The sequence below is a fragment of the Pantoea sp. EKM101V genome (assembly GCF_011800325.1).
Classification (GTDB): Bacteria; Pseudomonadota; Gammaproteobacteria; order Enterobacterales; family Enterobacteriaceae; genus Pantoea; species Pantoea anthophila.
Map to the genome: position 1 here is coordinate 282,689 of NZ_JAALFP010000002.1, position 24,051 is coordinate 306,739.

27 protein-coding genes are annotated in these 24,051 nt (G+C 57.9%); 12 read left to right on the forward strand and 15 right to left on the reverse strand.

The window, feature by feature from the left end; genetic code table 11:
- Nucleotides 1–259: 259 nt before the first annotated feature.
- Nucleotides 260–481, forward strand: coding sequence for a cold shock-like protein CspD (gene cspD, locus HFD92_RS05205; RefSeq protein WP_009091144.1), 222 nt, complete (start codon nt 260–262; stop codon nt 479–481).
- A 68-nt stretch (nt 482–549) separates the two neighbouring features.
- Here the strand turns inward: cspD and HFD92_RS05210 are convergent, their stop codons facing one another.
- The gene (locus tag HFD92_RS05210; protein WP_167428444.1) at nt 550–2,187 is read right to left on the reverse strand and encodes an ATP-dependent endonuclease; all 1,638 of its coding nucleotides are present in this window, start codon (nt 2,185–2,187) and stop codon (nt 550–552) included.
- A gap of 132 nt (nt 2,188–2,319) precedes the next feature.
- Here HFD92_RS05210 and HFD92_RS05215 point away from each other — a divergent pair, with 132 nt between their 5' ends.
- The 3 genes from HFD92_RS05215 (at nt 2,320) to ltaE (ending at nt 6,233) form a co-directional block, all read left to right on the forward strand.
- A complete protein-coding gene (locus HFD92_RS05215; RefSeq protein ID WP_167428445.1) occupies nt 2,320–3,219 on the forward strand; it encodes a lysine exporter LysO family protein in 900 nt (299 codons plus the stop codon).
- A gap of 219 nt (nt 3,220–3,438) precedes the next feature.
- Nucleotides 3,439–5,160: a ubiquinone-dependent pyruvate dehydrogenase gene (poxB, locus tag HFD92_RS05220; protein ID WP_058957467.1), complete on the forward strand. Its 1,722-nt coding sequence runs from the start codon at nt 3,439–3,441 to the stop codon at nt 5,158–5,160.
- A gap of 71 nt (nt 5,161–5,231) precedes the next feature.
- A complete protein-coding gene (gene ltaE, locus HFD92_RS05225; RefSeq protein ID WP_167428446.1) occupies nt 5,232–6,233 on the forward strand; it encodes a low-specificity L-threonine aldolase in 1,002 nt (333 codons plus the stop codon).
- A gap of 3 nt (nt 6,234–6,236) precedes the next feature.
- On the opposite strand, the gene HFD92_RS05230 is transcribed toward ltaE, so the two are convergent.
- Together HFD92_RS05230 and HFD92_RS05235 are read right to left on the reverse strand one after the other, a co-directional pair.
- Complete coding sequence (locus HFD92_RS05230) at nt 6,237–7,061, reverse strand: N-acetylmuramoyl-L-alanine amidase (RefSeq protein ID WP_167428447.1); 825 nt, start codon at nt 7,059–7,061, stop codon at nt 6,237–6,239.
- Nucleotides 7,058–7,378, reverse strand: a complete 321-nt coding sequence (locus tag HFD92_RS05235) for a heavy metal-binding domain-containing protein (protein WP_009091154.1) — start codon at nt 7,376–7,378, stop codon at nt 7,058–7,060. The genes HFD92_RS05230 and HFD92_RS05235 overlap by 4 nt, the downstream gene beginning before the upstream one ends.
- Nucleotides 7,379–7,484: 106 nt before the next feature.
- On the opposite strand from HFD92_RS05235, the gene HFD92_RS05240 reads away from it, so the two are divergent.
- The 6 genes from HFD92_RS05240 (at nt 7,485) to HFD92_RS05265 (ending at nt 11,954) form a co-directional block, all read left to right on the forward strand.
- Entirely contained in the window at nt 7,485–8,024 is a 540-nt protein-coding gene (locus HFD92_RS05240; RefSeq protein WP_167428448.1) for a lipoprotein, read from the forward strand.
- Between the two features lie 216 nt (nt 8,025–8,240).
- Nucleotides 8,241–8,969, forward strand: coding sequence for an arginine ABC transporter ATP-binding protein ArtP (gene artP / locus HFD92_RS05245; protein ID WP_009091158.1), 729 nt, complete (start codon nt 8,241–8,243; stop codon nt 8,967–8,969).
- A 15-nt stretch (nt 8,970–8,984) separates the two neighbouring features.
- Nucleotides 8,985–9,716, forward strand: coding sequence for an arginine ABC transporter substrate-binding protein (artJ, locus tag HFD92_RS05250; protein WP_009091160.1), 732 nt, complete (start codon nt 8,985–8,987; stop codon nt 9,714–9,716).
- A 6-nt stretch (nt 9,717–9,722) separates the two neighbouring features.
- Complete coding sequence (gene artQ, locus HFD92_RS05255; protein ID WP_009091162.1) at nt 9,723–10,439, forward strand: arginine ABC transporter permease ArtQ; 717 nt, start codon at nt 9,723–9,725, stop codon at nt 10,437–10,439.
- Nucleotides 10,439–11,107, forward strand: a complete 669-nt coding sequence (artM, locus tag HFD92_RS05260; RefSeq protein ID WP_009091164.1) for an arginine ABC transporter permease ArtM — start codon at nt 10,439–10,441, stop codon at nt 11,105–11,107. The genes artQ and artM overlap by 1 nt, the downstream gene beginning before the upstream one ends.
- 115 nt (nt 11,108–11,222) lie before the next feature.
- Nucleotides 11,223–11,954 carry an arginine ABC transporter substrate-binding protein gene (locus tag HFD92_RS05265; RefSeq protein ID WP_140028283.1) on the forward strand — a complete coding sequence of 244 codons (732 nt, stop codon included), beginning with the start codon at nt 11,223–11,225 and terminating at the stop codon, nt 11,952–11,954.
- A gap of 31 nt (nt 11,955–11,985) precedes the next feature.
- Here HFD92_RS05265 and rlmC read toward each other — a convergent pair whose 3' ends face one another.
- From rlmC to HFD92_RS05315, 10 genes are all read right to left on the reverse strand, one after another.
- Complete coding sequence (gene rlmC, locus HFD92_RS05270; RefSeq protein WP_167428449.1) at nt 11,986–13,119, reverse strand: 23S rRNA (uracil(747)-C(5))-methyltransferase RlmC; 1,134 nt, start codon at nt 13,117–13,119, stop codon at nt 11,986–11,988.
- A 41-nt stretch (nt 13,120–13,160) separates the two neighbouring features.
- Nucleotides 13,161–13,628, reverse strand: coding sequence for a YbjO family protein (locus tag HFD92_RS05275; RefSeq protein WP_009091170.1), 468 nt, complete (start codon nt 13,626–13,628; stop codon nt 13,161–13,163).
- Nucleotides 13,629–13,703: 75 nt separating this feature from the next.
- On the reverse strand, nt 13,704–14,549 hold the full coding sequence (potI, locus tag HFD92_RS05280) for a putrescine ABC transporter permease PotI (protein WP_046101505.1): 846 nt from the start codon (nt 14,547–14,549) through the stop codon (nt 13,704–13,706).
- Nucleotides 14,546–15,508, reverse strand: coding sequence for a putrescine ABC transporter permease PotH (gene potH / locus HFD92_RS05285; RefSeq protein ID WP_009091174.1), 963 nt, complete (start codon nt 15,506–15,508; stop codon nt 14,546–14,548). Before potH ends, potI begins: the two co-directional genes overlap by 4 nt.
- A gap of 9 nt (nt 15,509–15,517) precedes the next feature.
- A complete protein-coding gene (gene potG / locus HFD92_RS05290) occupies nt 15,518–16,651 on the reverse strand; it encodes a putrescine ABC transporter ATP-binding subunit PotG (RefSeq protein ID WP_009091176.1) in 1,134 nt (377 codons plus the stop codon).
- 122 nt (nt 16,652–16,773) lie between these two features.
- Nucleotides 16,774–17,883 (reverse strand): spermidine/putrescine ABC transporter substrate-binding protein PotF, encoded by a 1,110-nt coding sequence (gene potF, locus HFD92_RS05295; protein ID WP_009091178.1) that lies wholly within the window; start codon nt 17,881–17,883, stop codon nt 16,774–16,776.
- Nucleotides 17,884–18,263: 380 nt separating this feature from the next.
- Nucleotides 18,264–18,743, reverse strand: coding sequence for a YbjN domain-containing protein (locus tag HFD92_RS05300; RefSeq protein WP_009091179.1), 480 nt, complete (start codon nt 18,741–18,743; stop codon nt 18,264–18,266).
- A gap of 87 nt (nt 18,744–18,830) precedes the next feature.
- A complete protein-coding gene (rimK, locus tag HFD92_RS05305) occupies nt 18,831–19,733 on the reverse strand; it encodes a 30S ribosomal protein S6--L-glutamate ligase (RefSeq protein WP_009091181.1) in 903 nt (300 codons plus the stop codon).
- Between the two features lie 20 nt (nt 19,734–19,753).
- The gene (gene nfsA / locus HFD92_RS05310) at nt 19,754–20,476 is read right to left on the reverse strand and encodes an oxygen-insensitive NADPH nitroreductase (RefSeq protein WP_009091183.1); all 723 of its coding nucleotides are present in this window, start codon (nt 20,474–20,476) and stop codon (nt 19,754–19,756) included.
- Nucleotides 20,477–20,492: 16 nt separating this feature from the next.
- The gene (locus HFD92_RS05315) at nt 20,493–20,744 is read right to left on the reverse strand and encodes a DUF1418 family protein (RefSeq protein WP_046101503.1); all 252 of its coding nucleotides are present in this window, start codon (nt 20,742–20,744) and stop codon (nt 20,493–20,495) included.
- A gap of 253 nt (nt 20,745–20,997) precedes the next feature.
- Here HFD92_RS05315 and HFD92_RS05320 point away from each other — a divergent pair, with 253 nt between their 5' ends.
- Nucleotides 20,998–21,261, forward strand: coding sequence for a GrxA family glutaredoxin (locus tag HFD92_RS05320; protein WP_046101502.1), 264 nt, complete (start codon nt 20,998–21,000; stop codon nt 21,259–21,261).
- Between the two features lie 79 nt (nt 21,262–21,340).
- Here HFD92_RS05320 and ybjM read toward each other — a convergent pair whose 3' ends face one another.
- Nucleotides 21,341–21,706, reverse strand: coding sequence for an inner membrane protein YbjM (ybjM, locus tag HFD92_RS05325; RefSeq protein ID WP_150029747.1), 366 nt, complete (start codon nt 21,704–21,706; stop codon nt 21,341–21,343).
- Between the two features lie 258 nt (nt 21,707–21,964).
- Between ybjM and HFD92_RS05330 the strand changes: the two genes are divergently transcribed.
- A complete protein-coding gene (locus HFD92_RS05330; RefSeq protein ID WP_009091191.1) occupies nt 21,965–23,653 on the forward strand; it encodes an aspartate:alanine antiporter in 1,689 nt (562 codons plus the stop codon).
- Here the strand turns inward: HFD92_RS05330 and HFD92_RS05335 are convergent.
- On the reverse strand, nt 23,648–23,821 hold the full coding sequence (locus tag HFD92_RS05335; protein ID WP_167428450.1) for a hypothetical protein: 174 nt from the start codon (nt 23,819–23,821) through the stop codon (nt 23,648–23,650). The genes HFD92_RS05330 and HFD92_RS05335 overlap by 6 nt on opposite strands.
- Between the last annotated feature and the right edge of the window lie 230 nt (nt 23,822–24,051).

Here is a 24,051-nt window from a genome sequence, read left to right on the forward strand (position 1 = left end):
CATGTCTGTCAAGCCGCTGGCCGCTGCTGAAAATTTATTCAGAAATTTCCTCGCGCGACCTGCATCACAAAATTCGCAATAGCGTTAACTGCCTCAAATTTTGATGATTTTTTCCCCACCTGGCCCGGTGGTTTGCTTGACGCCAGCGGCGCTTTCTCTACATTCTACCTGCACAGGCTGATTGAGTTTTAATCAACTCTGACTCACAGCGTCTGAGACCTCACCTACTTATAAAATGTCTTGCGAGGGAAGTAAAAGCATGGAGACGGGCACCGTTAAATGGTTCAATAATTCCAAAGGCTTTGGCTTTATCTGTCCGATCGGAGGCGGCGACGATATTTTTGCGCACTACTCCACCATTCAGATGGAGGGCTACCGAACGCTAAAGGCAGGCCAGCAGGTTCAGTTCGATGTTCATGAAGGTCCGAAAGGCAATCACGCCAGCCTTATCGTCCCCGTTGAGGTGCAGGTTGTGGCCTGACACTTCTCCCCTTATGAACGGTGGACCCAAATGCCAGCCCGTGCCGCTGGCATTTTCATTTAGGGCATTCAGTCTGCCTGCCCCTGTGCCAGCCGGATAACCCGGGCAAACATCTGCCGCATCAGTGGCGGAATCGCCTCTGGCCCGCGCTCTGCCGCCGATGAGGCTACCGCAATCGCCAGCTCAGGTTTGGAACTGCGGTGAATCGCTTTGGTAATAATACGCCTGGAACTCATCGGAACGTTTAACGGCAGGTGCGCCATCTGATGATAAACCTCCTGGAAGCCGTGCTGATAAAGAAAATTTTCCATATCCAGCGCCGGTAGCTGCGTCAGAAAACGCGGCTCCGCGTCACCCGGCTGCAGCTGACTGCGCGCCGTAGCGGCATACTTATGCCCCGCCTGATCGCCATCGGTCAGCACATGCCAGGCGATGCCCATACGCCGGGCAAACTTCAGCAGGGGCTTGAGGCCGGACTGCGCAAACTCAATCACTTTGATCCCTTCAGCCGCAAAGTTGTAGCCACACTGCTGCGCCAGCTCATTCATGATCCAGACTTCGGTCTCCCCCTCCACCAGCAGCCAGCAGCGGGCGAACAGCGCTGCAGGACGGTTGACACGGATATGAAAGCCGATACGCCGACTCTCTTCGGCACTCAGTCCTTCCGGACCGATGCGCCAGGCCGCCACGCGTGACGATTCACGCACCAGACGGCAGACATTTTCCACCGGCACCTGCGACAGCAGCTCAGCGGAATTGGTGGTGGCAATTTTCTGCAGCGGCAGCAGCCTCAGCAGGTTCCACGCTACCGAGAGCATAATCGGGTGCAGCCGGGTTTCCGGGTCTTCAATCAACAGCAGCGGCCGGGCATCGGCGGCAAGAGGCAGATCGCCCCGCGCCGCGATCAGCAGGGTAAAGATCTGCAGCAGGATCAGCTGGCGGCTGCGGGAGTCCGTTCCGGCAATCAGCTGGTTAAGGTGATCCAGCGCCCGCCAGCCCTGCCCGCCGTCGCGCGTCTGCCCATCCCGCGGCCGCGCCGTCTGACCGGTTTCCGGCGTCTGCACCTGAAAGTAGTGCTGCATCAGCTGCTGCATGGTCTTTAGTCCCTGCCGCAGCGCCTCATCGCTGAGCTGCTGTGGGTGGCGCGCCAGATCGCGCGCCAGCGACTCCATCCCCGCCAGCAACGGGGTATGCGCAGAATCCAGCGGCGCACTTCCCCGGGTGCGCTTGCTGAAACGCGCATCGCGCAGTCGCAGAACCGGATGACGTTTCAGCAACCGATCGATGGCCGCGGCACAGCCCGGCTCAGGCAACAGCTGACCGTCAGCGTCTGTAAAACGGCGCTGGGTTTCAATACCGCTATCCCGCCAGATGGCGCTGACGCGGTAAAAGAGTCTGCGCTGTCCCTGAGCGTCACGCTGCCAGAAGGGAGCAAACAGCTCATCGGCGTCGCGGTCATCGTCGCGAAAGTGAAACAGAACCGACAGACGGCGCATCGGATCGTCCGCCTCACCCGGGGTAAAGTGAAAATCGGCGGGCGTAAAAACGTGCGCCGGTTGATGCGGCGACAGCAACAGGCTCAGGGCATCCAGCAGGCTGGATTTGCCCCAGGCGTTCTCACCAATCAACAGGTTGGTCCGGGTCAAAGGCAGTGAAAGCTTATTGATGCCGCGGAAACCCCGAATATCAATATGTTCCAGAATCACAGGCGTCCATCCTCAGTTTATAAGAAGCATGGTTGCCGTAAGCCAGCCGGTCAAGCCGCGTTTTCGGGGTTTACTCTGTCACCCTTTTTCGCTAGCTTGTCGCCTCTTTTCCCAGGGATGGAACCTGCTGTTATGTACTCCGGACTTCTGATTATTCTGCTGCCGCTGATCGCTGGCTGGCTGTTACCCTTCCGACAGACTGCCACCCTGCGCCGGGTCAACCAGCTCCTGGGCTGGATGGTTTACGTCATACTGTTTTTTATGGGCATCAGCCTGGCCTTTCTCGACAACCTCAGCAGCAACCTGCTGGCGGTGTTTCACACTGCGCTGGTGGCCGCATTCTGCATCCTGATCTGTAACCTGCTGGCACTGCGCGGACTGGAAAAATATGCCCCCTGGCAGCATGCGCATCGCCAGGAGAAGCTGCCGTCGCGGCTGCATATGGCGCTGGAATCGCTGAAGCTCTGCGGCGTGGTGGTGATCGGTTTTCTGCTCGGCCTGACGCAGTGGCCGCTGCTGCATCACGCCTCGACGGCCAGCGAATATGCCCTGATCTTTCTGCTGTTCCTGGTCGGTATTCAGCTGCGCGGCAGTGGGATGACGCTGCGCCAGATTATCCTGAACCGTCGCGGCCTGCTGGTCGCCAGCGTGGTGCTGGTCAGCGCGCTGGCTGGCGGCGTGATCGCCGCGCTGCTGCTTGGCATGCCGCTGAAAACCGGTCTGGCGTTGGCCAGCGGCTTTGGCTGGTACTCCCTCTCCGGGATCCTGATGACCGAAGCCTTTGGCCCGGTCATCGGCAGTGCCGCCTTCTTCAACGACCTGGTCCGTGAACTGGTGGCGATCATGCTGATACCGGCGCTGATTGGCCGCCATCGCTCGAGCGCGCTGGGCCTGTGCGGCGCCACCTCGATGGACTTTACCCTGCCGGTGCTGCAGCGGGCGGGCGGCAATGAGATTGTCCCGGCGGCCATCGTGCACGGCTTTGTGATGAGCCTGCTGGCCCCGATTCTGATCGCCCTTTTCTCTGCCTGATCCCTGTCTGAAATGCGCAGGTCACCATTTACCTGGCCGCGATAAATAAGCGCAACGCGCAGGGAACAGGGTCAGAGGTGAAAAATGACCCGTCCTCTGCCCGGCCCCCGGCTCTGCCAGCGCATTTTTTCACGCCTGCTTTTCTGCCGTGTCGTCTACGCTTCTTTTTTCAGTTCTGGTCACGTCATACATCAGGGCGAGCCGACAAAGGAGAAGAGCATGAAACAAACCGTGGCGGCGCTGGTCGCCAAAACGCTGGAAAGCGCGGGCGTAAAACGCATCTGGGGCGTCACCGGGGACTCCCTGAACGGCCTGAGTGACAGCCTTAATCGCATGGGCACCATCGAATGGATGCCGACGCGCCATGAAGAGGTGGCGGCGTTTGCGGCGGGCGCAGAAGCGCATATCAGCGGCGAACTGGCGGTCTGCGCCGGCTCCTGCGGACCAGGCAATTTACATCTCATCAACGGTCTGTTCGATTGCCACCGCAACCGCGTGCCGGTGCTGGCGATTGCCGCGCACATCCCCTCCAGCGAAATCGGCAGCGGCTATTTTCAGGAAACCCATCCGCAGGAGCTGTTCCGCGAATGCAGTCACTACTGCGAGCTGGTCTCCAATCCGGAGCAGTTACCGCAGGTGCTGGGCATCGCGATGCGTAAAGCGATCCTGAACCGGGGGGTTTCGGTGGTAGTCTTGCCCGGTGATATCGCGTTGCAGCCCGCGCCGGAGAGCGCCCGCACCGAGTGGTATCCACCGCAGCTGCCGCAGGTTCTGCCGCAGCCTGCCGAACTGGCTCAGCTGGCCAGTACGCTGAACGACGCCAGCGACATTACGCTGCTGTGCGGCAGTGGCTGCGCCGGGGCACATCAGGAAGTGGTCGCGCTGGCCGAAGCGCTGAAGGCCCCTATCGTGCATGCGCTGCGCGGCAAAGAACACCTGGAATATGATAACCCTTATGATGTCGGGATGACCGGCCTGATTGGCTTCTCATCGGGCTTCCACGCCATGATGAACGCCGGGACGCTGGTGCTGCTGGGTACCCAGTTTCCCTATCGCGCTTTCTATCCGGAAAAGGCGCGCATCATCCAGATCGACATCAATCCCGGCAGCCTGGGATCGCATTGCCACGTTGATGAGGCCTATGTCGGTGACGTGAAAACCACCCTGCAGGCGTTGCTGCCGCAGCTGACGCACAAAAACGATCGTACCCATCTCGACAGCGCCGTTAAGCACTATCGTGAGGCGAGGAAAAGTCTGGATGAGCTGGCACAGCCCAATGACAAACAGCCTATCCATCCGCAATATCTGGCGCAGCAGATCAGCCATTACGCCAGCGAGGATGCGATTTTCACCTGTGACGTCGGCACGCCTACCGTCTGGGCGGCGCGCTACCTGAAGATGAACGGCAGACGTCGCCTGCTAGGATCGTTTAACCACGGCTCAATGGCAAACGCCATGCCGCAGGCGCTGGGCGCGCAGTCCATCGATCGGAATCGTCAGGTGGTGGCCCTGTGTGGCGACGGCGGATTCAGCATGCTGATGGGCGATTTTATCTCGCTGGCGCAGCTGAAAATGCCGGTGAAGCTGGTGATTTTCAACAACAGCGTACTGGGCTTTGTGGCGATGGAGATGAAAGCGGGTGGCTACCTGACCGACGGCACCGAACTGGACAATCCCGACTTTGCCGCCATCGCTCAGGCCTGCGGCATCAAAGGGATCCGGGTGGAGAAAGCGTCAGAACTCAATGGCGCGCTGGAGCAGGCATTTGCTCATGACGGGCCGGTGCTGGTCGATGTCATCACCGCCAAAGAGGAGCTGGCGATGCCGCCGCAGATCAAACTGGAGCAGGCCAAAGGCTTCAGCCTCTACATGCTGCGCGCCATTATGAACGGTCGCGGGGATGAAGTGGTAGAACTGGCGAAAACGAACTGGCTGCGGTAAAACAGGGGTTCCATCCAGGCGGGCGCGATGCCCGCCTTTTTTTTGTCTTCCGCTACGTTCAGGAGCATAAGGTGATCGATTTACGCAGTGATACCGTGACCCGGCCCAGCGCCGCCATGCTGAACGCGATGATGTCTGCCGAAACCGGTGATGATGTCTACCGTGACGATCCGACCGTGAATGCGCTGGAGGCGGAGGCGGCACAACTCAGCGGCAAAGCCGCCGCGCTCTTTTTTCCGACCGGTACCCAGGCAAACCTGGTGGCGCTGCTGAGCCACTGTGAACGCGGCGATGAATATATCGTGGGTCAGCAGGCGCACAACTACAAATATGAGGCGGGTGGCGCGGCGGTGCTGGGCAGTATTCAGCCCCAGCCGGTGCTGGCCAGCGAGGACGGTACTCTGCCGCTCGATGTGGTGGCAGCCGCTATCAAGCCGGATGATATTCACTTTGCCCGCACCCGTCTGCTGAGTCTGGAGAACACCCATCACGGCAAAGTGCTGCCGCTGGCTTATCTGGAACAGGCCTGGGCCTTTACCCGCGCGCATCAGCTGGCGCTGCACATTGATGGCGCACGGATCTTTAATGCGGTGGTGGCGCAGCAGACCACGCTGGCGGCGATTGCCCGCTACTGCGACAGTCTCACTATCTGTCTCTCAAAAGGTCTGGGGACACCGGTGGGATCCCTGCTGTGCGGCGACACTGCGCTGATTGAGCGCGCACGTCGCTGGCGGAAAATGACCGGCGGCGGCATGCGTCAGGCGGGCATTCTGGCGGCAGCCGGCCTTTACGCGTTAGAACACAACGTGGCGCGGCTGCAGGAGGATCATGACAATGCCGCCTGGCTGGGTGAGCAGTTGCATGAGCTGGGTGTCAACGTCATTGAGCAGCAGACGAACATGCTGTTTGTTGCCGTGCCGGAGGCGCAGGTCAGGCCGCTGGGCGAGTGGATGAAAGCGCGTGGGGTATTAATCAGCGCGGGCACCCGCACCCGTCTGGTCACCCATCTGGATACGGATCGTGCCGCGCTGGAACAGGTGGTCGCACACTGGAAGGCGTTTCTGCAGCAGTAACGGCTACTGCGCCGCGCCATAGCGTTCCAGCAGCGCGGCGGCTATCGCAGCCGTCTCAGCATCAGGCAGCCCACGATAATCCGCGGGCCGGAAATGCATCTGGAAGGCGGCAATCACCTTCTGCTGCTCACGCGCGCTCATCCCGTCACTCACCGGATAGCCGTAGCGGCTTAACAGGGTCAGAACCTGCTCTGCGGGCACCGCCGCGTGCGGCGCCTTGCCAGCCAGCCAGAACTGCACCCGACGGCTATCCGGCCAGGCACCGAGTCCGCGCTGCGCCAGCTGTTGCCAGGGAAAGCACGGCCCCGGATCCTGCTTGCGCTGCGGCGCGATATCACTGTGGCCAACGATATTTTCCGGTGGGATCGCGTAACGCCGGGCAATATCCCGCAGCAGCGCCTCCAGCGCCGTCATCTGTGCAACCGTAAAGGGCTGCCATTCGGGACCGGTCGGCGTGCGACGATAGCCCCGGTTCACCAGTTCAATCCCAATCGAGGTGTCATTGATACGGGTGGCCCCGCGCCAGAAGCTGGGCCCGGCGTGCCAGGCCAGCTGCTGCTCCGGCACCAGCTGCCAGATAATCCCTTTCCCGGCGCGCTGTGGCGGCTGACGGGGGATCAGATAGTGCGCGCTGACCTCCCGATCCGTCAGCGTTGCCAGCGACGACGAAAAGTCTTCGGCCGTGTAGTGGATCACGATCACCTTCACCCGTGGGCGCGCACCCTGTGCCGGATGCCGCAGGTCGGCCCAGTAGCCGTCGCGGGATTCTATGCCGGTCTGGCAGCCGGCCAGCAGCAGCGCCGTCAGCAGCAACAGCAGGCGTCTCAACGCAGGATCACCGCCGTGCCGGTGACGCTGACCATCAGCATGCTGCTCTCTTTGCCCACCGTTTCGTAATCAATGTCGATGCCGACCACAGCGTTGGCGCCCAGCGCTTTCGCCTGCGCTTCCAGCTCGTCAAAAGCGATCTCGCGCGCCTTGCGCAGCTCTTTCTCATAAGCACCGGAACGGCCACCGACCACGTCGCGGATCCCGGCAAAAAAATCACGGAAGATGTTGGCACCCAGAATCGCTTCACCGGTGACCACGCCGCAATAGTCGCTGATGCTGTGACCTTCCAGAGTTGGGGTGGTTGAAAATTTCATCGCATTCTCCTTGTTGAAAACCGGACTAAGGCTCTATCGACTAAAAAGCATGGCTATACTCTATGCTAAAAAAGGCACCTTGCCAGAGAACCATAAGGAAATCGAGATGAGAAACAATGCGTTTGCGCTGATGATCCCGGCTGCCCTGTTGCTCAGCGCCTGTACCACCGTGGAGCCCGTGATTAAGGATAATGGGCCGCGAACCGCGCCCTGCATTGAGGGCGGTCCTGACCAGGTCGCTCAGCAGTTTTATGACCTGCGGATCGAACAGCCGGTGCCGGGACTGCCCGACAGCAACACGCTGGCGAAATACCGTCCCTACCTGAGTGACGCGCTTTATCGTGCGTTACAGGCGGCCAGCGGCAGCAACGCCGGGGCGCAGTGGCGCAATGGCGATATCTTCTCCAGCCTCTCGCAGGGTCCGACAGCCGCCAGCGTGGCCGATGCCTCAACGATTCCGAACCGCGATGCGCGCAACATTCCGTTGCGGGTTGACCTGACCCGTGACAACCGTCAGTGGCAGGATGAAGTGCTGATGATCCATCAGGGCAGCTGCTGGGTGGTGGATGACGTGCGCTACATGGGAAATCCTGCGCATGCCGACGGTGGCAGCCTGAGCCAGATGCTGGAAAAAACGCGAAAATAGATCAGACAGTCATAAGAAGCGCGGCCAGCCTCACTGCCGCGCTTTTTTTATCTCTGCCTCCTGGCCAGCCCCCCCGTCAGCCCCCGGACAGGGCATGATTTTGTGCTAAGCTTTTGCTGTTTACCCCCTGTTTTACAAATTTTAACCCGCCTGAATTGCATAACTATTCTGGTGACGTTAAAATCCGCGGCACTAATAGCTATTCAAATCTGGCGCATGAGTATTCAACTAAACGCAATAAACTGCTTCTACGGTGCTCATCAGGCGCTGTTCGACATCAACCTTGAGTGCCCTCAGGGCGAGACCCTGGTGCTGCTGGGCCCCAGCGGCGCGGGCAAAAGTTCCCTGCTGCGGGTCCTCAACCTGCTGGAGCAGCCGCGTTCAGGTCAGTTGCAGATTGCCGGTAATCAGTTCGACTTCAGTCAGAAGCCTTCCGATGCCGCGATTCGGGAGCTGCGTCAGAACGTGGGTATGGTCTTTCAGCAATATAATCTCTGGCCGCATCTCACCGTGCTGCAGAATCTGATGGAAGCGCCCTGCCGGGTGCTGGGGCTCAGCAAGAGCGATGCCCGCGCCCGCGCCGACCGGCTGCTTGACCGGCTGCGTCTGACCCCTTACAGCGACCGCTTTCCGCTCCACCTTTCCGGCGGTCAGCAGCAGCGCGTGGCGATTGCCCGTGCGCTGATGATGGAGCCGCAGGTACTGCTGTTCGATGAGCCAACCGCCGCGCTGGATCCCGAAATTACCGCACAGATTGTCTCAATTATTCGCGAACTGGCGCAGACCCGTATCACCCAGGTGATCGTGACCCATGAAGTGGAAGTGGCACGTAAAACCGCCAGCCGCGTGGTTTACATGGAGAACGGTCATATTGTGGAACAGGGCGATGCCAGCCGCTTTACACAGCCGCAAACCGAGGCGTTTGCTCACTATCTTTCGCACTAAGTCAGGATGCTAAAAATGAAAAAAATGGTACTTGCTGCACTGCTCGCTGGTTTTAGCCTGACCGCTACGGCGGCGCAGACGATTCGTTTTGCTACCGAAGCCTCCTATCCTCCGTTTGAGTTTGTGGATGCGGACAATAAGATTCAGGGCTTTGATGTCGATCTGGCCAATGCGCTCTGTAAAGAGATCGACGCAACCTGCACCTTTACCAATCAGGCGTTCGACAGCCTGATCCCAAGCCTGAAGTTCCGCCGCTTTGATGCGGTGATGGCCGGCATGGATATTACTCCGGAGCGTGAAAAGCAGGTCCTGTTCACCAAGCCTTACTATGACAACTCAGCGCTGTTTGTTGCCCAGAAAGGCAAAGTGGCCAGCGTTGAGGCGCTGAAAGGCAAGCGCGTAGGCGTTCAGAACGGCACCACCCATCAGAAGTACCTGACGGAAAAACACAGCGAAATTACCACTGTGCCTTACGACAGCTATCAGAATGCCGTTCTGGATCTGAAAAATGGCCGTATTGATGCCGTGTTCGGTGATACCGCCGTGGTCAACGAATGGCTGAAGCAGAACCCTGCGCTGGCGGCTGTCGGTGACAAAGTAACGGACAAAGCCTACTTTGGTACCGGCCTGGGCATCGCGGTGCGCACCGGTAACACCGAGCTGCAGAGCAAATTCAACGGCGCACTGGATAAGATCAAAGCTGACGGGACGTACAAAACCATCTACAGCAAATGGTTCCAGCAGTAATCTCTGATGAATGAAATGATGACCCTTGCAAGCGCCGCCGGTATGACCGTCGGCCTTGCCGTTTGTGCTCTCATCGCTGGCCTCGTGCTGGCGATGCTGTTTGCTGGCTGGGAGTCACTGCGCCTCAGACCGCTGGCGTGGATCGGCACCGGCCTGGTGACCCTGATTCGCGGCCTGCCGGAAATTCTGGTGGTGCTGTTTATCTATTTCGGTGCCTCTCAGCTGCTCCTGACCCTGTCCGACGGCTTCACGCTTAACTTCGGCCTGTTTCAGCTGCCGGTGCAGATGCAGATTGAGAACTTCGATGTCAGTCCGTTCCTGTGTGGCGTGATTGCGCTGGCGATGCTCTATGCCGCCTACGCCTCACAAACGCTGCGCGGCGCGCTGAAAGCGGTTCCGGTCGGCCAGTGGGAGTCGGGCCAGGCGCTGGGCATGAAAAAATCGGCCATTTTTTTGCGGCTGATTATGCCGCAGATGTGGCGTCACGCCCTGCCCGGTCTGGGGAATCAGTGGCTGGTTCTGCTGAAAGATACCGCCCTGGTTTCGCTGATCAGCGTTAACGATCTGATGCTGCAGACCAAAAGTATCGCTACCCGCACCCAGGAGCCCTTTACCTGGTTCCTTGTGGCGGCGGCAATCTATTTAGTGATTACGCTGTTCAGCCAGGCGGTACTGCGCCGCATCGAACTGCGCACTACCCGCTTTGAACGGGGGAACAGCTAATGCTGGCCTACCTGCCTGAACTCCTGAAAGGGCTGCACACCAGTCTGACGCTCACCGCGGCCTCGCTGATCCTGGCCCTGCTGCTTGCGCTGCTCTTCACCGTGGTGCTGTCACTGAAAACCCCGCTGTTTTCGCCGCTGGTAAAAGGATTTATTACGCTGTTTACCGGCACCCCGCTGCTGGTGCAGATCTTCCTGATCTACTACGGGCCGGGACAGTTTCCCTCGCTTCAGCAGATCCCCTGGCTGTGGCATTTACTCTCACAGCCCTGGCTCTGCGCGATGCTGGCCCTGTCGCTGAACAGCGCAGCCTATACCACCCAGCTCTTCTACGGTGCCGTGCGAGCGATCCCTGCCGGGCAGTGGCAGTCGTGTGCGGCGCTTGGCATGCGCCGAAAAGATACCCTGCGTATTCTTCTGCCTTATGCATTTAAACGCGCCCTCTCCTCCTACTCCAATGAGGTGGTGCTGGTCTTCAAGGGCACCTCACTGGCCTACACCATCACCCTGATGGAAGTGATGGGCCACGGTCAGCTGCTCTATGGCCGGACCTATGACGTCACCGTCTATGCCGCAGCCGGCCTGATTTATCTCTGCGTGAACGGTCTGCTGACGCTGATGATGCGACTGATCGAAAGGCGTGCGCTGGCCTTTGAAAGGCGCAACTGATCCCCGGGCGAGCTCGCTCGCCCTTCCCGCCTGGAAAATCACAATAATTGCATAATAATTCAATCTGTGGCAGGGTATCGCCTTCTCTGGCTGACCACAACACAGGATTTTTACAATGAAAAAATGGATTATTGCCGCGGCGCTGGCGTCACTGGCGATTACCGCTCAGGCAGCGGAAAAAATTCGCTTCGCCGCTTCCGCCACCTATCCGCCGTTTGAATCTCTCGACGGGGAAAATAACCTGGTCGGTTTTGATATCGATCTGGCTAAAGCGCTCTGTCAGCAGATGAAAGCGGAGTGTACGTTTACCAATAACGCCTTCGACAGCCTGATCCCTTCCCTGAAGTTCCGCCGCTATGACGCGGTCATCTCCGGCATGGATATCACCGCAGAGCGCAGCAAACAGGTCGATTTTACCCAGCCTTACTATGCGAACTCAGCGATCGTGATCGCCCGTAAAGGCCAGTTCAGTCAATTCAGCGACCTGAAAGGCAAGCGCATCGGCGTGGAAAACGGCACCACGCACCAGAAGTACCTGCAGGAAAAACATCCGGAAGTGAAAGTGGTGGCCTATGACAGCTACCAGAATGCGATTCTCGACATGAAGAGTGGCCGGCTGGATGGGGTATTTGGCGACAGCGCGGTGGTGAATCAGTGGCTGAAGAGCAATCCGGAGCTGGCTACGGTCGGTGAGCATGTGACCGACACGGACTACTTTGGCACCGGCCTTGGCATTGCCGTACGTAAGGGTAATACGGCGCTGCGCGATGAGTTTAACCAGGCGCTCGCCGCGCTGAAAGCTAACGGCAGCTGGCAGCAGCTCAATCAGAAGTGGTTCCCGGAGTAATCCTCACGATCGCAGCGCCCGCCTCCGCGCTCTACGGCTGCTGGCGGCGGGTTAACAGCGTCAGCACCTCAAAATGGGCGGTATGAGGAAACATATCGAAGAGCTGCACCTTCGTGATCTCATACGCGCTCAGTCGGGCGATATCCTGCGCCATGGTCTGCGGATTACAGCTTGAGTAGAGCAGATAATCGGGTGCCATCTGGCTCAGATAGTCACACAGCGCCTTGCCAATCCCGCGACGGGGCGGATTGACGAGCACCAGCTGCGGCACCGCGTCCCGTCCGGTGGCAAACGCCGTCGAATCCAGCGCCGCAAACTGCACCTTCTCCAGCCCCAGCATCGCGGCGGAGCGCTGAGCGCAGGCAATCGCCTCGGCGCTGATCTCAATCCCGGTCAGCTGCATCGCCGGTGTCGCACAGTGCAGACCGAAACCGCCCACGCCGCAGAAGAGATCCCACATGCTGTTGACCGGCAGTGCGCGGACCCAGTCGCGGGCAGTGGCATAAAGCGTGCTGGCAACCTGCGGGTTGGTCTGAAAGAAACTCTGCGGTCGGATCCAGAGCGGCACGCCATTGAAGTTCTCCGCCAGCGACTGATCCGGCGTCAGCGCTATCTCCTCATCGCCCTCCAGAATCGCCATATGTACCGGCTGAATGTTGGCAGAGATGACCGTCAACTGTGGCAGCTGCTGTTGCAGCCACGGCAACGCCGCACGCAGCTGTTCCAGCTTCGCCGTCGATCGCAGGACAAAGCGCAGCATCATACCCCCCTGCTGACTTTCGGTAATCAGCAGAAACTTCAGTTCTCCACGCTTGCGCGCCACGTTATAGGGCGTCAGCCCGGCACGCGCGATAAAAGGTTTCAGTGCGGCAAAGACGGGCTGAAAACTGTCCGGATAGAGCGGGCACGCACACAGATCGACCGCCTCCCCCTCCCGGGACAACAGGCCCAGCACCGGACGCTCAACGCTGCCGCTGACGACCATTTTCGCTTTATTACGGAACGCCTGCTGCGGTGATACCACCGGCGGCAACCAGGCCGCGACCGGCTGTTCAGTCAGCAGCTGTTCCAGCAGTGACTGTTTGTCGCTGAGCTGAGTGGAATAGGGTTTGTCAAGCCACTGACAGGAGCGGCAACGGTTGGCGTCATAAAGCGCGCAGTGCATGGTAAAGCCTTAACGATCGGGTCGGGCGGAGCGCGATTGTATCACCGCTTTCTGAAAAAAGCGCGGCTGCTGGCAGGCAGAAACAGCAGCATCAGCACCAGCAGATCGGGGATTTTCTGCGTCAGAGTGTGGTGAATAATCTGGACATTGTTGTCGCCGTCGATACTGAAAATCTCAGGGTAGATCCAGCCCAGCGAGGCCACCAGCATGTAGCCCAGTACGAGCACCTGGGTCGCCACATAGCCCCAGCGTCCGGCATTACTGCCGCGCATCAGGGTAAAGGCGCAGCGCAGTTCAAACAGGAAGATCAGCTGGCTGGCGATAAAGATAAGCGTAGAGTCCCAGGACTGAGCACTGCGGTGAACAAAGTTGGCGATTTCGCTGTAGCCCAGCTCATTGGCCAGCATCAGGACGCTCAGGCAGCGGGTGGCAATGATGGCAATGCCCGCCACACTGACCGGCACCGGCGCATCGGAAAGCGTGGCACTGCTTTTAAAGATTTCTGACATAGTCCGTGGCTCCACCCGATCGAAAAACGGGCCGGTTAAACCGGCCCGTTCATATAGTGGCAAAGGTTAACGATTTCAGCCACGTTTAGCTTTCTGAATATCGCTTAAACGCTGTTTTTCTTCGTTCGCCATTACCCGCCAGGCGATAAAACCTACTAAACCGACCACAAACAGAATCAGCGACGCCAGCGCGTTGATTTCCGGATTCACGCCGCGCCGCACGGTGGCAAAGATCGCCATGGGCAGCGTGGTGGCACCGGGCCCGGTGACAAAGCTGGCGATCACCAGATCGTCGAGTGACAGGGTAAACGCCAGCAGCCAGCCGGTCACGATAGCCGGCGCAATCATCGGCACGGTAATCACGAAGAAGACCTTCAGCGGCGTGGCGCCTAAGTCCATCGCCGCCTCTTCAATCGAGCGGTCCAGTTCACGCAGACGCGAGTTGATCACCACCGCCACATAGGCGGTACAGAAGGTCACGTGTGCCAGCCAGATGGTGAGCATGCCGCGTTCGCTGGGCCAGCCAAAGGCGTTGCCCATCGCCACAAACAGCAGCAGCAGCGACAGTCCGGTGATTACGTCGGGCATTACCAGCGGCGCGGTGAGCATAAAGGCAAACCCGTTATGTCCGCGGAACCGCCCGAAGCGCACGATGATGACCGCCGCCAGCGTGCCCAGCACCACAGCCATGGTGGCGGAAAGCCCGGCAATGCTCAGACTCAGCAGCACCGCATCAATCATCGCGCTGTCCTGGAAGAGCACCCTGTACCAGTGGAAAGAGAAATTCTCCCACACCGTTACCAGCGGTGAGCTGTTAAAGGAGTAAACCACCAGCAGCAGCATCGGCGCATAGAGGAACAGGAAACAGCAGACCAGAATACCGGTTCGCCAGGGTGAGCGAATGGTGGGCAGATTATTCATGCCTTCTCTCCCATTTCACGGTTTTGATGCTTATGGAACCAGATGATCGGCAGAATCAGGATCAGCAGGATAATCACCGCCAGCGCAGAGGCCACCGGCCAGTCACGGTTATTGAAGAACTCCTGCCACAGAATACGGCCAATCATGATGCTGTCCGGCCCGCCCAGCAGTTCAGGAATCACATACTCCCCGACCGCCGGGATAAAGACCAGCATCGATCCGGCGATAATGCCGCCTTTAGTCAGCGGCACGATGACGCTGAAAAAGGTTTTGAGCGGACGCGCCCCCAGGTCCAGTGACGCTTCCACCAGCGAGTAGTCGATACGGGTCAGCGCGGTGTAGATCGGCAGCACCATAAACGGCAGATAGCAGTAGACGATACCGATATAGACGGCGGTGTTGGTATAGAGGATCACCAGCGGATGATCGATCACGCCGAGCCACATCAGGAAGCGGTTGAGAATCCCGTTATTGTTCAGCAGTCCCATCCAGGCGTAAACGCGCACCAGAAAGGAGGTCCACGACGGCAGGATGACCAGCAACAGCAGAATCGTGCGCATCGACGGCTTGCTGTGTGCAACAGCCCAGGCGAGCGGATAACCAATCAGCAGACAAATGACCGTCGAAATCGCCGCTACCTTCAGAGATTGCAGATAGGCGTCGATGTAGAGCGGGTCGTCGGTCAGCGTCAGGTAGTTGCCAAAGTTGAGTACAATGCTGAACTGATCGTCCGCCCAGCTCACCAGCTCGGTGTAAGGGGGGATCGCCCGCGCGATGTCCGCGAAGCTGATCTTCAGCACCGTCAGAAAGGGCAGCAGAAACAGCAGCACCAGCCACAGGTAAGGCAGCGCAATGACCAGCTTGCGGCCATGCTGCATTTTGACCCGGGTGGCCCAGCGTTGCAGCGGCGTGCCGACCAGCCGGGCGGGCGCTTTGGCGCGTTGGAAAATCTGGCTCATAGCCGCTCCTTAAACCGTCAACACCACGCAGCTGTCGCTTTCCCAGCAGAGCCGGACTTCGTCACCCCAGGTGGGCAGCCCTTTGCGGTAGCGATGCGCGTTCTGCAACTGTGCACTGATCATCTGTCCGCTATGCAGACGGACATGGAAGATAGAGAGGTCGCCAAGATAGGCGATGTGAACCACCTCACCCACCGCAAAGTTGCAACCATCGGCAGGCACCTCATCGCACAGCATCACTTTTTCCGGACGCAGCGCGACATGAACCGGGACGTTATCCACCACCGAGACATCGGAGTCGACTTTTAACGGATGCATCAGGCCGGGGCTGTCGATCACCAGGCCGTCCGCCTGACGTTCACGCAGCAAGCCTTCGAAGACGTTAACCGAACCGATAAACTCGGCGCTGTAGCGGCTGGTTGGATGCTCATAGATCTCTTCCGGCTCACCGATCTGCACGAACTTGCCGCGATTCATGATCGCGATACGGCCGGCCATGGTCATCGCCTCTTCCTGGTCGTGCGTCACCATCACGCAGGTCGCACCAACCCGCTCCAGAATATCGACCACCTCCAGCTGCATCCTGTCGCGCAGCTTCTTATCCAGCGCGCCCATCGGCTCATCCAGCAGCAGCAGTTTAGGCCGCTTCGCCAGGCTGCGTGCCAGCGCAACACGCTGACGCTGCCCGCCGGAGAGCTGGTGCGGTTTGCGTCTGGCAAACTCCTGCATGTGCACCAGCGACAGCATCTCGGCGACCCGGCTGGCGATCTCCCCTTTCGGCAGACGATCCTGCTTCAGGCCAAAGGCGATGTTCTGCTCCACCGTCATGTGCGGGAACAGCGCATAGGACTGGAACATCATATTGATCGGGCGCTGATAGGGGGCCACGTGCGACAGATCCTGACCATCCAGCACAATCTGGCCGCTGGTCGGTGGCTCAAATCCGGCCAGCATCCGCAGCAGCGTTGATTTGCCGCAGCCTGACGCGCCCAGCAGCGCGAAAATTTCACCTTTGTAAATGGTCAGACTGACATCATCCACGGCGTGCTGGCCGTCAAAGGATTTGGTCAGATTGCGAATCTCCAGCAGCGGCGTTAACGCCTTTGCGGTTTTGTTTTGAGGACGGGGAATGGCATCGTTCACTACTATCTCTCTCCGGAGCCAGGCGGAACATCGCGGCAAAATCCGCCGCTAAAATGGCACAACAGAGGCCGACACTGCGCCTCTGTTGCTGTTACGTGACAGGTCAATCCGTTCGGGACGAACTACTTACCACTTTTTACTTTAGTCCATGCACGCGTACGCACACGATCCAGTTTCGGATCCTGGACTTTCAGCACAAACAATTTCGACATCGCTTCCGGCGTCGGGAAGATACCCGGGTTGTTACGGATGTCGGCATTGATCAGCGGTAGTGACGCTTTGTTGCCGTTGGCATAGTTCATTTTATTGGAGACATCAGCGATCACTTTCGGATCCATGATGTAGTTCAGCCAGGCATAGGCGCCGTCGATGTTTTTCGCATCTTTCGGAATCGCCATCATGTCGAAGAAGGCCAGTGCCCCCTCTTTCGGCACGCTGTAGCCCAGGTGCACACCATTTTTCGCCGCATCCGCACGGTTTTTCGCCTGCAGGATGTCACCTGACCAGCCGATCGCCACGCAGATATTGCCGTTGGCCAGATCGTTGATGTACTGAGACGAGTGGAAATAGCGGATATTCGGACGCAGCTTCAGCAGCAGATCTGTCGCCGCACCGGAATAGTCTTTGGCATCCGAAGAGTTAGGATCCTTGCCCAGATAGTTCAGCACGGTAGCGAAAATCTCTTCCGGCGCATCCAGGAATGAGACACCACAGCTTTTCAGCTTCTCAAGGTTTTCCGGCTTCATCACCAGGTCCCAGCTGTTGAGCGGCGCATCGGTTCCCAGCGCGGCCTTCACCTTGTCGACGTTATAGCCGATCCCGGTGGTGCCCCACAGGTAAGGAATCGCATATTTGTTACCCGGATCGTGCTGCGCGACTTTTTCCATCAGCGCCGGATCGAGGTTTTTGTAGTTTGGCAGCTTGCTCTTATCCAGCGGCTGGAAGACCCCGGACTGAAGCTGACGCGCCAGGAAGCTGGAGGATGGCACCACGACATCGTAGCCGGTACTGCCCGCCATCAGTTTGCCTTCCAGCACTTCGTTGGAGTCAAAGACATCGTAGACAACCTTGATGCCGGACTGCTTTTCAAAGTTCGGCACGGTATCTGGCGAAATATAATCAGACCAGTTGTAGACGTGCAGCGTTTTATCTTCCGCCATGCTGCTGGCCGACGCGACCATCAGCGAAGCCGCTACCACAGCTGACAGCCATTTCTGACGTGAGTTGAACATGTTTTCCATCCTCCTGAGCGGGTCATAACAACGCTGCAAACCTGAGATCCCTGCATTGCGTTCTGTACAGGACGTCAGTGACACAATGAATCATTATTCAGCGGGAGTTTAATAGCAAAATCCTATATCTGAAGCGCAGTTACGCGCCTGTTACAGCCCCGCAAGCATAGCCCCCCTGCTCATGCTGCACCAGACCCCAGCGTAAAAAACGCCTGAAACCGATATTTTATGCATGTTTGAGCTATGAGGTTCGGCTTTGATGGCATAAACGACGACAGATATCTGGCATTAAAGGGCAAAATGCAGAATAAAAAAAGGTGGCGGCAGGCGGCGGGTATAAAAAAGCCGTCTCAGGGACGGCTTAGTCTGGAGGGGTCGGGCTAGTGCAGCACCGAATGCACGCTGGAGACCGCAACGTGCTCTTCTTCCTCGCCGACAATCAGCAGATTGTTGGCAAAGGCTTCCAGGATCACCATCGAGATCTGCTCTTCGCTCTGTTTCATAAAGTGCGAGAACTGACCAAACGTTAATCCGGCGGTGGTCGTCATTGACTGGCAGACAATCAGCTTCGGCAGATTGTCATCCTGAATGTCGATAAACGCTTTTACCGTCAGCGAGCTGGCGTTGATCTGCGACAGATCGCCGACCAGCGGAATCAGCGCCGTGGGCTTTACTTCAGCCAGCGCCGAGAACAGGATGACGTTGTCGACCAGATCGATTTTGGCGTCAAACACCCCATCAAAGTTTTGCATGTGCGGCAGATGAAGTGCCTGACAGGCATCGCATTCGAACCAGGTGATATTTTGCTGATCCAGCCAGCGACGCAACAGGTCGATATCCGGAACGACAAGAGAATCCATCGTAAAATCCCAGTGGGGTGATAAACAGGCGACTTAGCTTACGGAAAAACGGGCGACGATGCCACGAAAACTGCTGAAAAGCGCGTTTCAGCCTGCGGTTTTAGGACGGAGCCCGGGGATGGTTTGCTGTTCAATGCGCGCGATCATCAGCGCGGCGAGGTTCAGTTCACTGCAGGTTTCAATACCTTCCAGACCGGGGGAAGCGTTAACCTCCATCACCAGCGGACCGCGATGCGCGCGCAGAATATCGACACCCGCAACCTCCAGCCCAAGCGTAGCGGCGGCTTTCACCGCAATTTCCCGCTCCTGAGGGGTTATCTCCACCGGACAGGCTTTGCCGCCGCGATGCAGATTGGAGCGAAAATCGCCCTCTTTCGCTACCCGCTCAATCGCCGCCACCACCTGATTGCCGATGACCAGACAGCGCACATCGCGTCCCCGGGCCTCTTTGATAAACTCCTGCACCAGGATATGGGCGTTGAGGCCGCGAAAGGCATCGATAACGCTTTCTGCCGCCTGCCGCGTTTCCGCCAGCACCACACCGATACCCTGCGTGCCCTCCACCAGCTTTACCACCAGCGGCGCGCCGCCCACCATGGCGATCAGATCGTCGGTGTCATCGGGTGAGGAGGCAAAGCCGGTAACCGGCATGTCGATGCCCTCCTGCGCCAGCAGCTGCAGCGAGCGTAATTTGTCGCGGGTGCGGGTAATCGCGGCGGAGGCATTCAGCGTGTAACTGCCGCACATCTCAAACTGTCGCAGCACCGCCGTTCCGTAAAAGGTGATGGCGTTGCCGATGCGCGGGATCACCGCATCAAAATGGCCCAGCGGTTCACCGCAATAGTGAACCGCCGGAGAGGCCGGATTGATGTTCATATAGCAGGAGAGCGGATCGATGATTTGCACCTCATGACCGCGAGCTACCGCTTCATCCTGCAGCCGGCGACTGGAGTAAAGCGTGGCATCACGGGACAAAATGGCGATTTTCATCTCTGCTCTCCGCTCCTGGCTTAGCGTGTTGCCCAGCCCTGCTGATGCAGATAATCCAGCATAAACGGGCGTGTCTCTTTGATGATCAGGCGCTGAATCAGCTCACTCCAGGTTTCGCTACGCTGGTTGCTGTCTCGTTGCTGATAATAGAGTTCAGTGCGGCTATCGTATTCGGCCAGCACGTTTTTATCCAGTGGCTGATAGCGGTTTTCATGCACCAGCATGGCGTGTGGCATGCGCGGTTTCACGTCCGGCTTTGACTCCGGATGACCCAGGCAGAAACCAAAGAGCGGCAGCACAAATTTCGGCAGGCCCAGCAGCTCGGTCACCTCGGCGATGTTGTTACGGATCCCGCCGATAAAGACGCCGCCCAGCTCCAGCGACTCTGCGGCCACCATTGCATTCTGCGCCATCAGCGCGGTGTCGACGCAGCCCAGTAGCAGCTGCTCGGCACGACCCAGCTGGGCATCCGGGCAAATCTGCAGATGACGATTGAAGTCAGCGCAGAAGACCCAGAATTCGGCAGCCTCTCCGACCCAGGTTTGTCCGCCCGTCAGCGTGACCAGCTTGTCGCGCAGCGCTTTGTCGGTGATGCGGACAATGGAGGAGCATTGCAGAAAACTGGATGTGGACGCCGATTGCGCCGCAGTAATAATCGCTTCGCGCTGCGCTTCACTGACCGGCTGGTCGGTAAAGGCGCGGATTGAACGGTGGCTGCACAGTAAATCAATGGTCGGTGTCATAAAGTCTCCAGCAACATTATTTTCTTTTATCGGTTTGGTTAAACAGCTGTGGGGCTATCGCTTTTGCGGTGCGCCACATCAACAGCCAGGCGGCGGGCAGCATCAGCACGACCCCGGCGATAAACAGCAGCGTGGCCAGCGTTTTTGGCTCAGCCAGACCTGGCACAGGCAGCCAGTGGTTTATTAGCAGCAGCGCCCCCAGAATTAACAGGCCGCCAGCCGCCTCCATCACCACCACAAATCGCGGTAATCTGGCTACACTCTGCATCACACTCTCCTGCCTTCACGGGCTACTGAGGGTCAATTATGGTCAACAACCCAAAATTTGCGCGGGCTGTGGCCGCCGCACCGGCAAAAAAGCCTCTGTTTCAGACGCTTCCTGACGCTTAACATAGCGTGCGGGCATCAGACTAACAGGCAAATCCTGCTTTCTTTAAGCGATACGAGCGGGCATCATGGTTGCCATTCTCTGTTTAGTTGTGTGACGTACATCACACAACAGTCGCTGCAAGGAGTTTTCTATGATTGCTGTTATTTTTGGTCGTCCAGGCTGTCCCTACTGTGTTCGCGCTCATGAACTGGCTGATAAGCTAACTGCCGAGCGGGACGATTTTAGCTATCAGTATGTCGATATTCAGGCGGAAGGCATCACTAAAGCCGATCTGGAAGCGAGTGCGGGCAAACCGGTTTCTACCGTGCCGCAGATCTTTGTGGATGAAAAACATATCGGTGGTTACACCGAGTTTGCGGCCTGGACCAAAGAGAATCTGGGTTTTGCCGCATAGGGGCGGAAAGCCTCGATAAAAAAGGCGAGACACCAGTGTCTCGCCTTTTTACTTTCGGGCGTGAGCAGCACGGCTGAGCTTAGTTAAGTGACGCCATCACGATCTGCATCAGCCGCACCAGTAAGGCGCCGCAGCCTGCCCAGAACAGCGCGCTGAGGCTCCAGGCGAGCACAAAAAATCCGTTGCCGTGGATAAAGAGACTGCTGTTCAGCAGTAGCGCGGCCAGTAACGTCCCCCACAGCCCCATCAGCAGCGTGCTTTTCAACGGGCTCTCCACCTGCAGCAGCGCCATCAGAATGCCGGGAAGCATAAAGAGCAGTAATTCGGGCTGACCGCGAAGCGGGCCGGGTCCCACCTGCCAGGCGTGACAGGTAAAAACAAACACCAGACTGTACAACACCACGCCGCACAGGCGGGTCGTCCAGAGATAAGAGCGCTGCGGCATACCACCCCACTGATTAAAAGTAATCCCGACAATAACCTGCTGATAACCCTGCTGCGTTCAGATGGAAATAAAAAGAAACAGTTCGTTGTGACAACGAATGAAAACAGCCAATGGCTGTAGAAGATATTTGTGATTAGAATAGCGCCGCGGAAAAGGTTCCATTTGCAGTACTGATACAACAGCACCTCAACGGCCTGCTCAAGATAGCGAAAAACAGGCCTCTCTTCAACAGGTTACAAGTAAACAAGAAGTTAAACAGTGAATATTAACGTCGCAGGATTGTTAAGCGGAAATGACATTTTGTTATTATTTGTCGTTTTAGCGCTCGGCCTCTGTCTGGGTAAGTTGCGTCTTGGCTCAGTTCAGCTGGGAAATTCGATTGGCGTATTAGTGGTTTCGCTCTTATTAGGGCAGCAGCATTTCACCATCAATACCGATGCATTAAGCCTGGGCTTTATGCTGTTTATTTTTTGTGTCGGCGTCGAAGCCGGCCCTAACTTCTTCTCTATTTTCTTTCGCGACGGCAAAAACTATTTCATGCTCGCCATCGTTATGGTGGTCAGCGCGCTGCTGCTGGCACTGGGACTCGGCAAGCTCTTCGGCTGGGATATTGGCCTCACCGCCGGGATGCTGGCTGGTTCCATGACCTCAACACCGGTGCTGGTGGGCGCAGGCGATACGCTGCGGCAGAGCATCAGCGATCCTAAACAGCTTGGACTGATGCAGGATCAGCTGAGCCTGGGCTATGCCGTAACCTATCTGATTGGCCTGGTCAGTCTGATTTTTGGTGCCCGTTACCTGCCCCGCCTGCAACATCAGGATCTGCCCACCTGCGCCCAGCAGATCGCCCGCGAGCGCGGTCTGGATGCAGACAGTCAGCGCAAAGTTTTCCTGCCGGTGATCCGCGCCTATCGCGTTGGCCCGGAGCTGGTGGCGTGGAGCGGCGGCAAAAATCTGCGTGAACTCGGCATCTATCGTCAGACCGGCTGCTACATCGAGCGTATCCGCCGCAACGGTATTCTCGCCAGTCCCGATGGCGATGCGGTGTTACAACTGGGTGATGATATCTCGCTGGTCGGCTATCCCGACGCACACGCCCGGCTCGATCCCAGCTTCCGTAACGGCAAAGAGGTGTTTGACCGCGACCTGCTGGATATGCGCATTGTCACCGAAGAGATCGTGGTGAAAAACCACAACGCGGTGAACAAACGCCTCAGTAAGCTCAACCTGACCGATCACGGCTGCTTCCTGAACCGGGTCATCCGCAGCCAGATTGAGATGCCGATCGACGACAGCATTATGCTGAACAAAGGCGATGTGCTGCAGGTCAGCGGCGAGGCACGCCGGGTGAAAAGCGTCGCGGACCGCATTGGCTTTATCGCCATTCACAGTCAGATGACCGATCTGCTGGCGTTCTGTGCCTTCTTTATTGTGGGGCTGATGATTGGTCTGATTACCTTTCAGTTCAGCAATTTCAGTTTCGGTATCGGTAACGCCGCCGGCCTGCTGTTCGCCGGGATCATGCTGGGATTCCTGCGCGCCAACCACCCGACCTTTGGCTATATTCCGCAGGGCGCCCTGACGATGGTGAAAGAGTTCGGTCTGATGGTGTTTATGGCGGGAGTGGGGTTGAGTGCCGGCAGCGGCATTAATCACAGCCTGAGCAGCGATGGTGCGCTGATGCTGCTGTGCGGCCTGCTGGTCAGCCTGCTTCCGGTCATCATCTGCTTTCTGTTTGGTGCCTATGTGCTGCGGATGAACCGCGCCCTGCTGTTTGGTGCCATCATGGGCGCACGCACCTGCGCCCCTGCAATGGAGATTATCAGCGATACGGCTCGCAGTAATATTCCGGCGCTGGGCTATGCCGGGACCTATGCCATCGCCAACGTGTTACTGACACTGGCGGGGACGCTGATTGTAATTGTCTGGCCGATATTGCCCCTATAAAAATTTTTTGGCTACGTCCAGAACTTTTTTGTCAGCGGGCAGTCCTAATAAGTGCCACTGCTTTTCTTTGAAATCCCCAGATTGTGGAGCCCGCTGGTCTTTTTCCCGGCGGGTTTTTTTATGCCCTTTTTTCTTGCGCGCCGCGCTGCCGCGTCCGAATCCCGCCATTCCCCTGCCGAACTTAAACCGTAGCACAACTCAGTAACAGATTAAGAGCGCGATGATGGACGAAACGCATCGCAATCAGCAGGATAGAGTGCTGTGAAATTAGCTTTTTGTGCTGATTAACTGGGCGAGCGCGCTGGTGCTGACTGTTTTTATTGCCGCTGTTATCAGAAGGCTGACCGGGTAGCGTCAGCCACTGTTAGCCGGGCTGTCTGCTGAGGAATCTATCCCGG

Excerpts from the sequence above, each read along its gene's own strand:
- cspD (WP_009091144.1), top strand. The coding sequence starts at position 260 with ATGGAGACGGGCACCGTTAAATGGTTCAATAATTCCAAAGGCTTTGGC.
- HFD92_RS05215 (WP_167428445.1), top strand. The coding sequence starts at position 2,320 with ATGTACTCCGGACTTCTGATTATTCTGCTGCCGCTGATCGCTGGCTGG.
- poxB (WP_058957467.1), top strand. The coding sequence starts at position 3,439 with ATGAAACAAACCGTGGCGGCGCTGGTCGCCAAAACGCTGGAAAGCGCG.
- HFD92_RS05235 (WP_009091154.1), bottom strand. The coding sequence starts at position 7,378 with ATGAAATTTTCAACCACCCCAACTCTGGAAGGTCACAGCATCAGCGAC.
- HFD92_RS05240 (WP_167428448.1), top strand. The coding sequence starts at position 7,485 with ATGAGAAACAATGCGTTTGCGCTGATGATCCCGGCTGCCCTGTTGCTC.
- artP (WP_009091158.1), top strand. The coding sequence starts at position 8,241 with ATGAGTATTCAACTAAACGCAATAAACTGCTTCTACGGTGCTCATCAG.
- artJ (WP_009091160.1), top strand. The coding sequence starts at position 8,985 with ATGAAAAAAATGGTACTTGCTGCACTGCTCGCTGGTTTTAGCCTGACC.
- artQ (WP_009091162.1), top strand. The coding sequence starts at position 9,723 with ATGAATGAAATGATGACCCTTGCAAGCGCCGCCGGTATGACCGTCGGC.
- artM (WP_009091164.1), top strand. The coding sequence starts at position 10,439 with ATGCTGGCCTACCTGCCTGAACTCCTGAAAGGGCTGCACACCAGTCTG.
- HFD92_RS05265 (WP_140028283.1), top strand. The coding sequence starts at position 11,223 with ATGAAAAAATGGATTATTGCCGCGGCGCTGGCGTCACTGGCGATTACC.
- rlmC (WP_167428449.1), bottom strand. The coding sequence starts at position 13,119 with ATGCACTGCGCGCTTTATGACGCCAACCGTTGCCGCTCCTGTCAGTGG.
- HFD92_RS05275 (WP_009091170.1), bottom strand. The coding sequence starts at position 13,628 with ATGTCAGAAATCTTTAAAAGCAGTGCCACGCTTTCCGATGCGCCGGTG.
- potI (WP_046101505.1), bottom strand. The coding sequence starts at position 14,549 with ATGAATAATCTGCCCACCATTCGCTCACCCTGGCGAACCGGTATTCTG.
- potH (WP_009091174.1), bottom strand. The coding sequence starts at position 15,508 with ATGAGCCAGATTTTCCAACGCGCCAAAGCGCCCGCCCGGCTGGTCGGC.
- potF (WP_009091178.1), bottom strand. The coding sequence starts at position 17,883 with ATGTTCAACTCACGTCAGAAATGGCTGTCAGCTGTGGTAGCGGCTTCG.
- HFD92_RS05300 (WP_009091179.1), bottom strand. The coding sequence starts at position 18,743 with ATGGATTCTCTTGTCGTTCCGGATATCGACCTGTTGCGTCGCTGGCTG.
- rimK (WP_009091181.1), bottom strand. The coding sequence starts at position 19,733 with ATGAAAATCGCCATTTTGTCCCGTGATGCCACGCTTTACTCCAGTCGC.
- nfsA (WP_009091183.1), bottom strand. The coding sequence starts at position 20,476 with ATGACACCGACCATTGATTTACTGTGCAGCCACCGTTCAATCCGCGCC.
- HFD92_RS05315 (WP_046101503.1), bottom strand. The coding sequence starts at position 20,744 with ATGCAGAGTGTAGCCAGATTACCGCGATTTGTGGTGGTGATGGAGGCG.
- HFD92_RS05320 (WP_046101502.1), top strand. The coding sequence starts at position 20,998 with ATGATTGCTGTTATTTTTGGTCGTCCAGGCTGTCCCTACTGTGTTCGC.
- ybjM (WP_150029747.1), bottom strand. The coding sequence starts at position 21,706 with ATGCCGCAGCGCTCTTATCTCTGGACGACCCGCCTGTGCGGCGTGGTG.
- HFD92_RS05335 (WP_167428450.1), bottom strand. The coding sequence starts at position 23,821 with ATGGCGGGATTCGGACGCGGCAGCGCGGCGCGCAAGAAAAAAGGGCAT.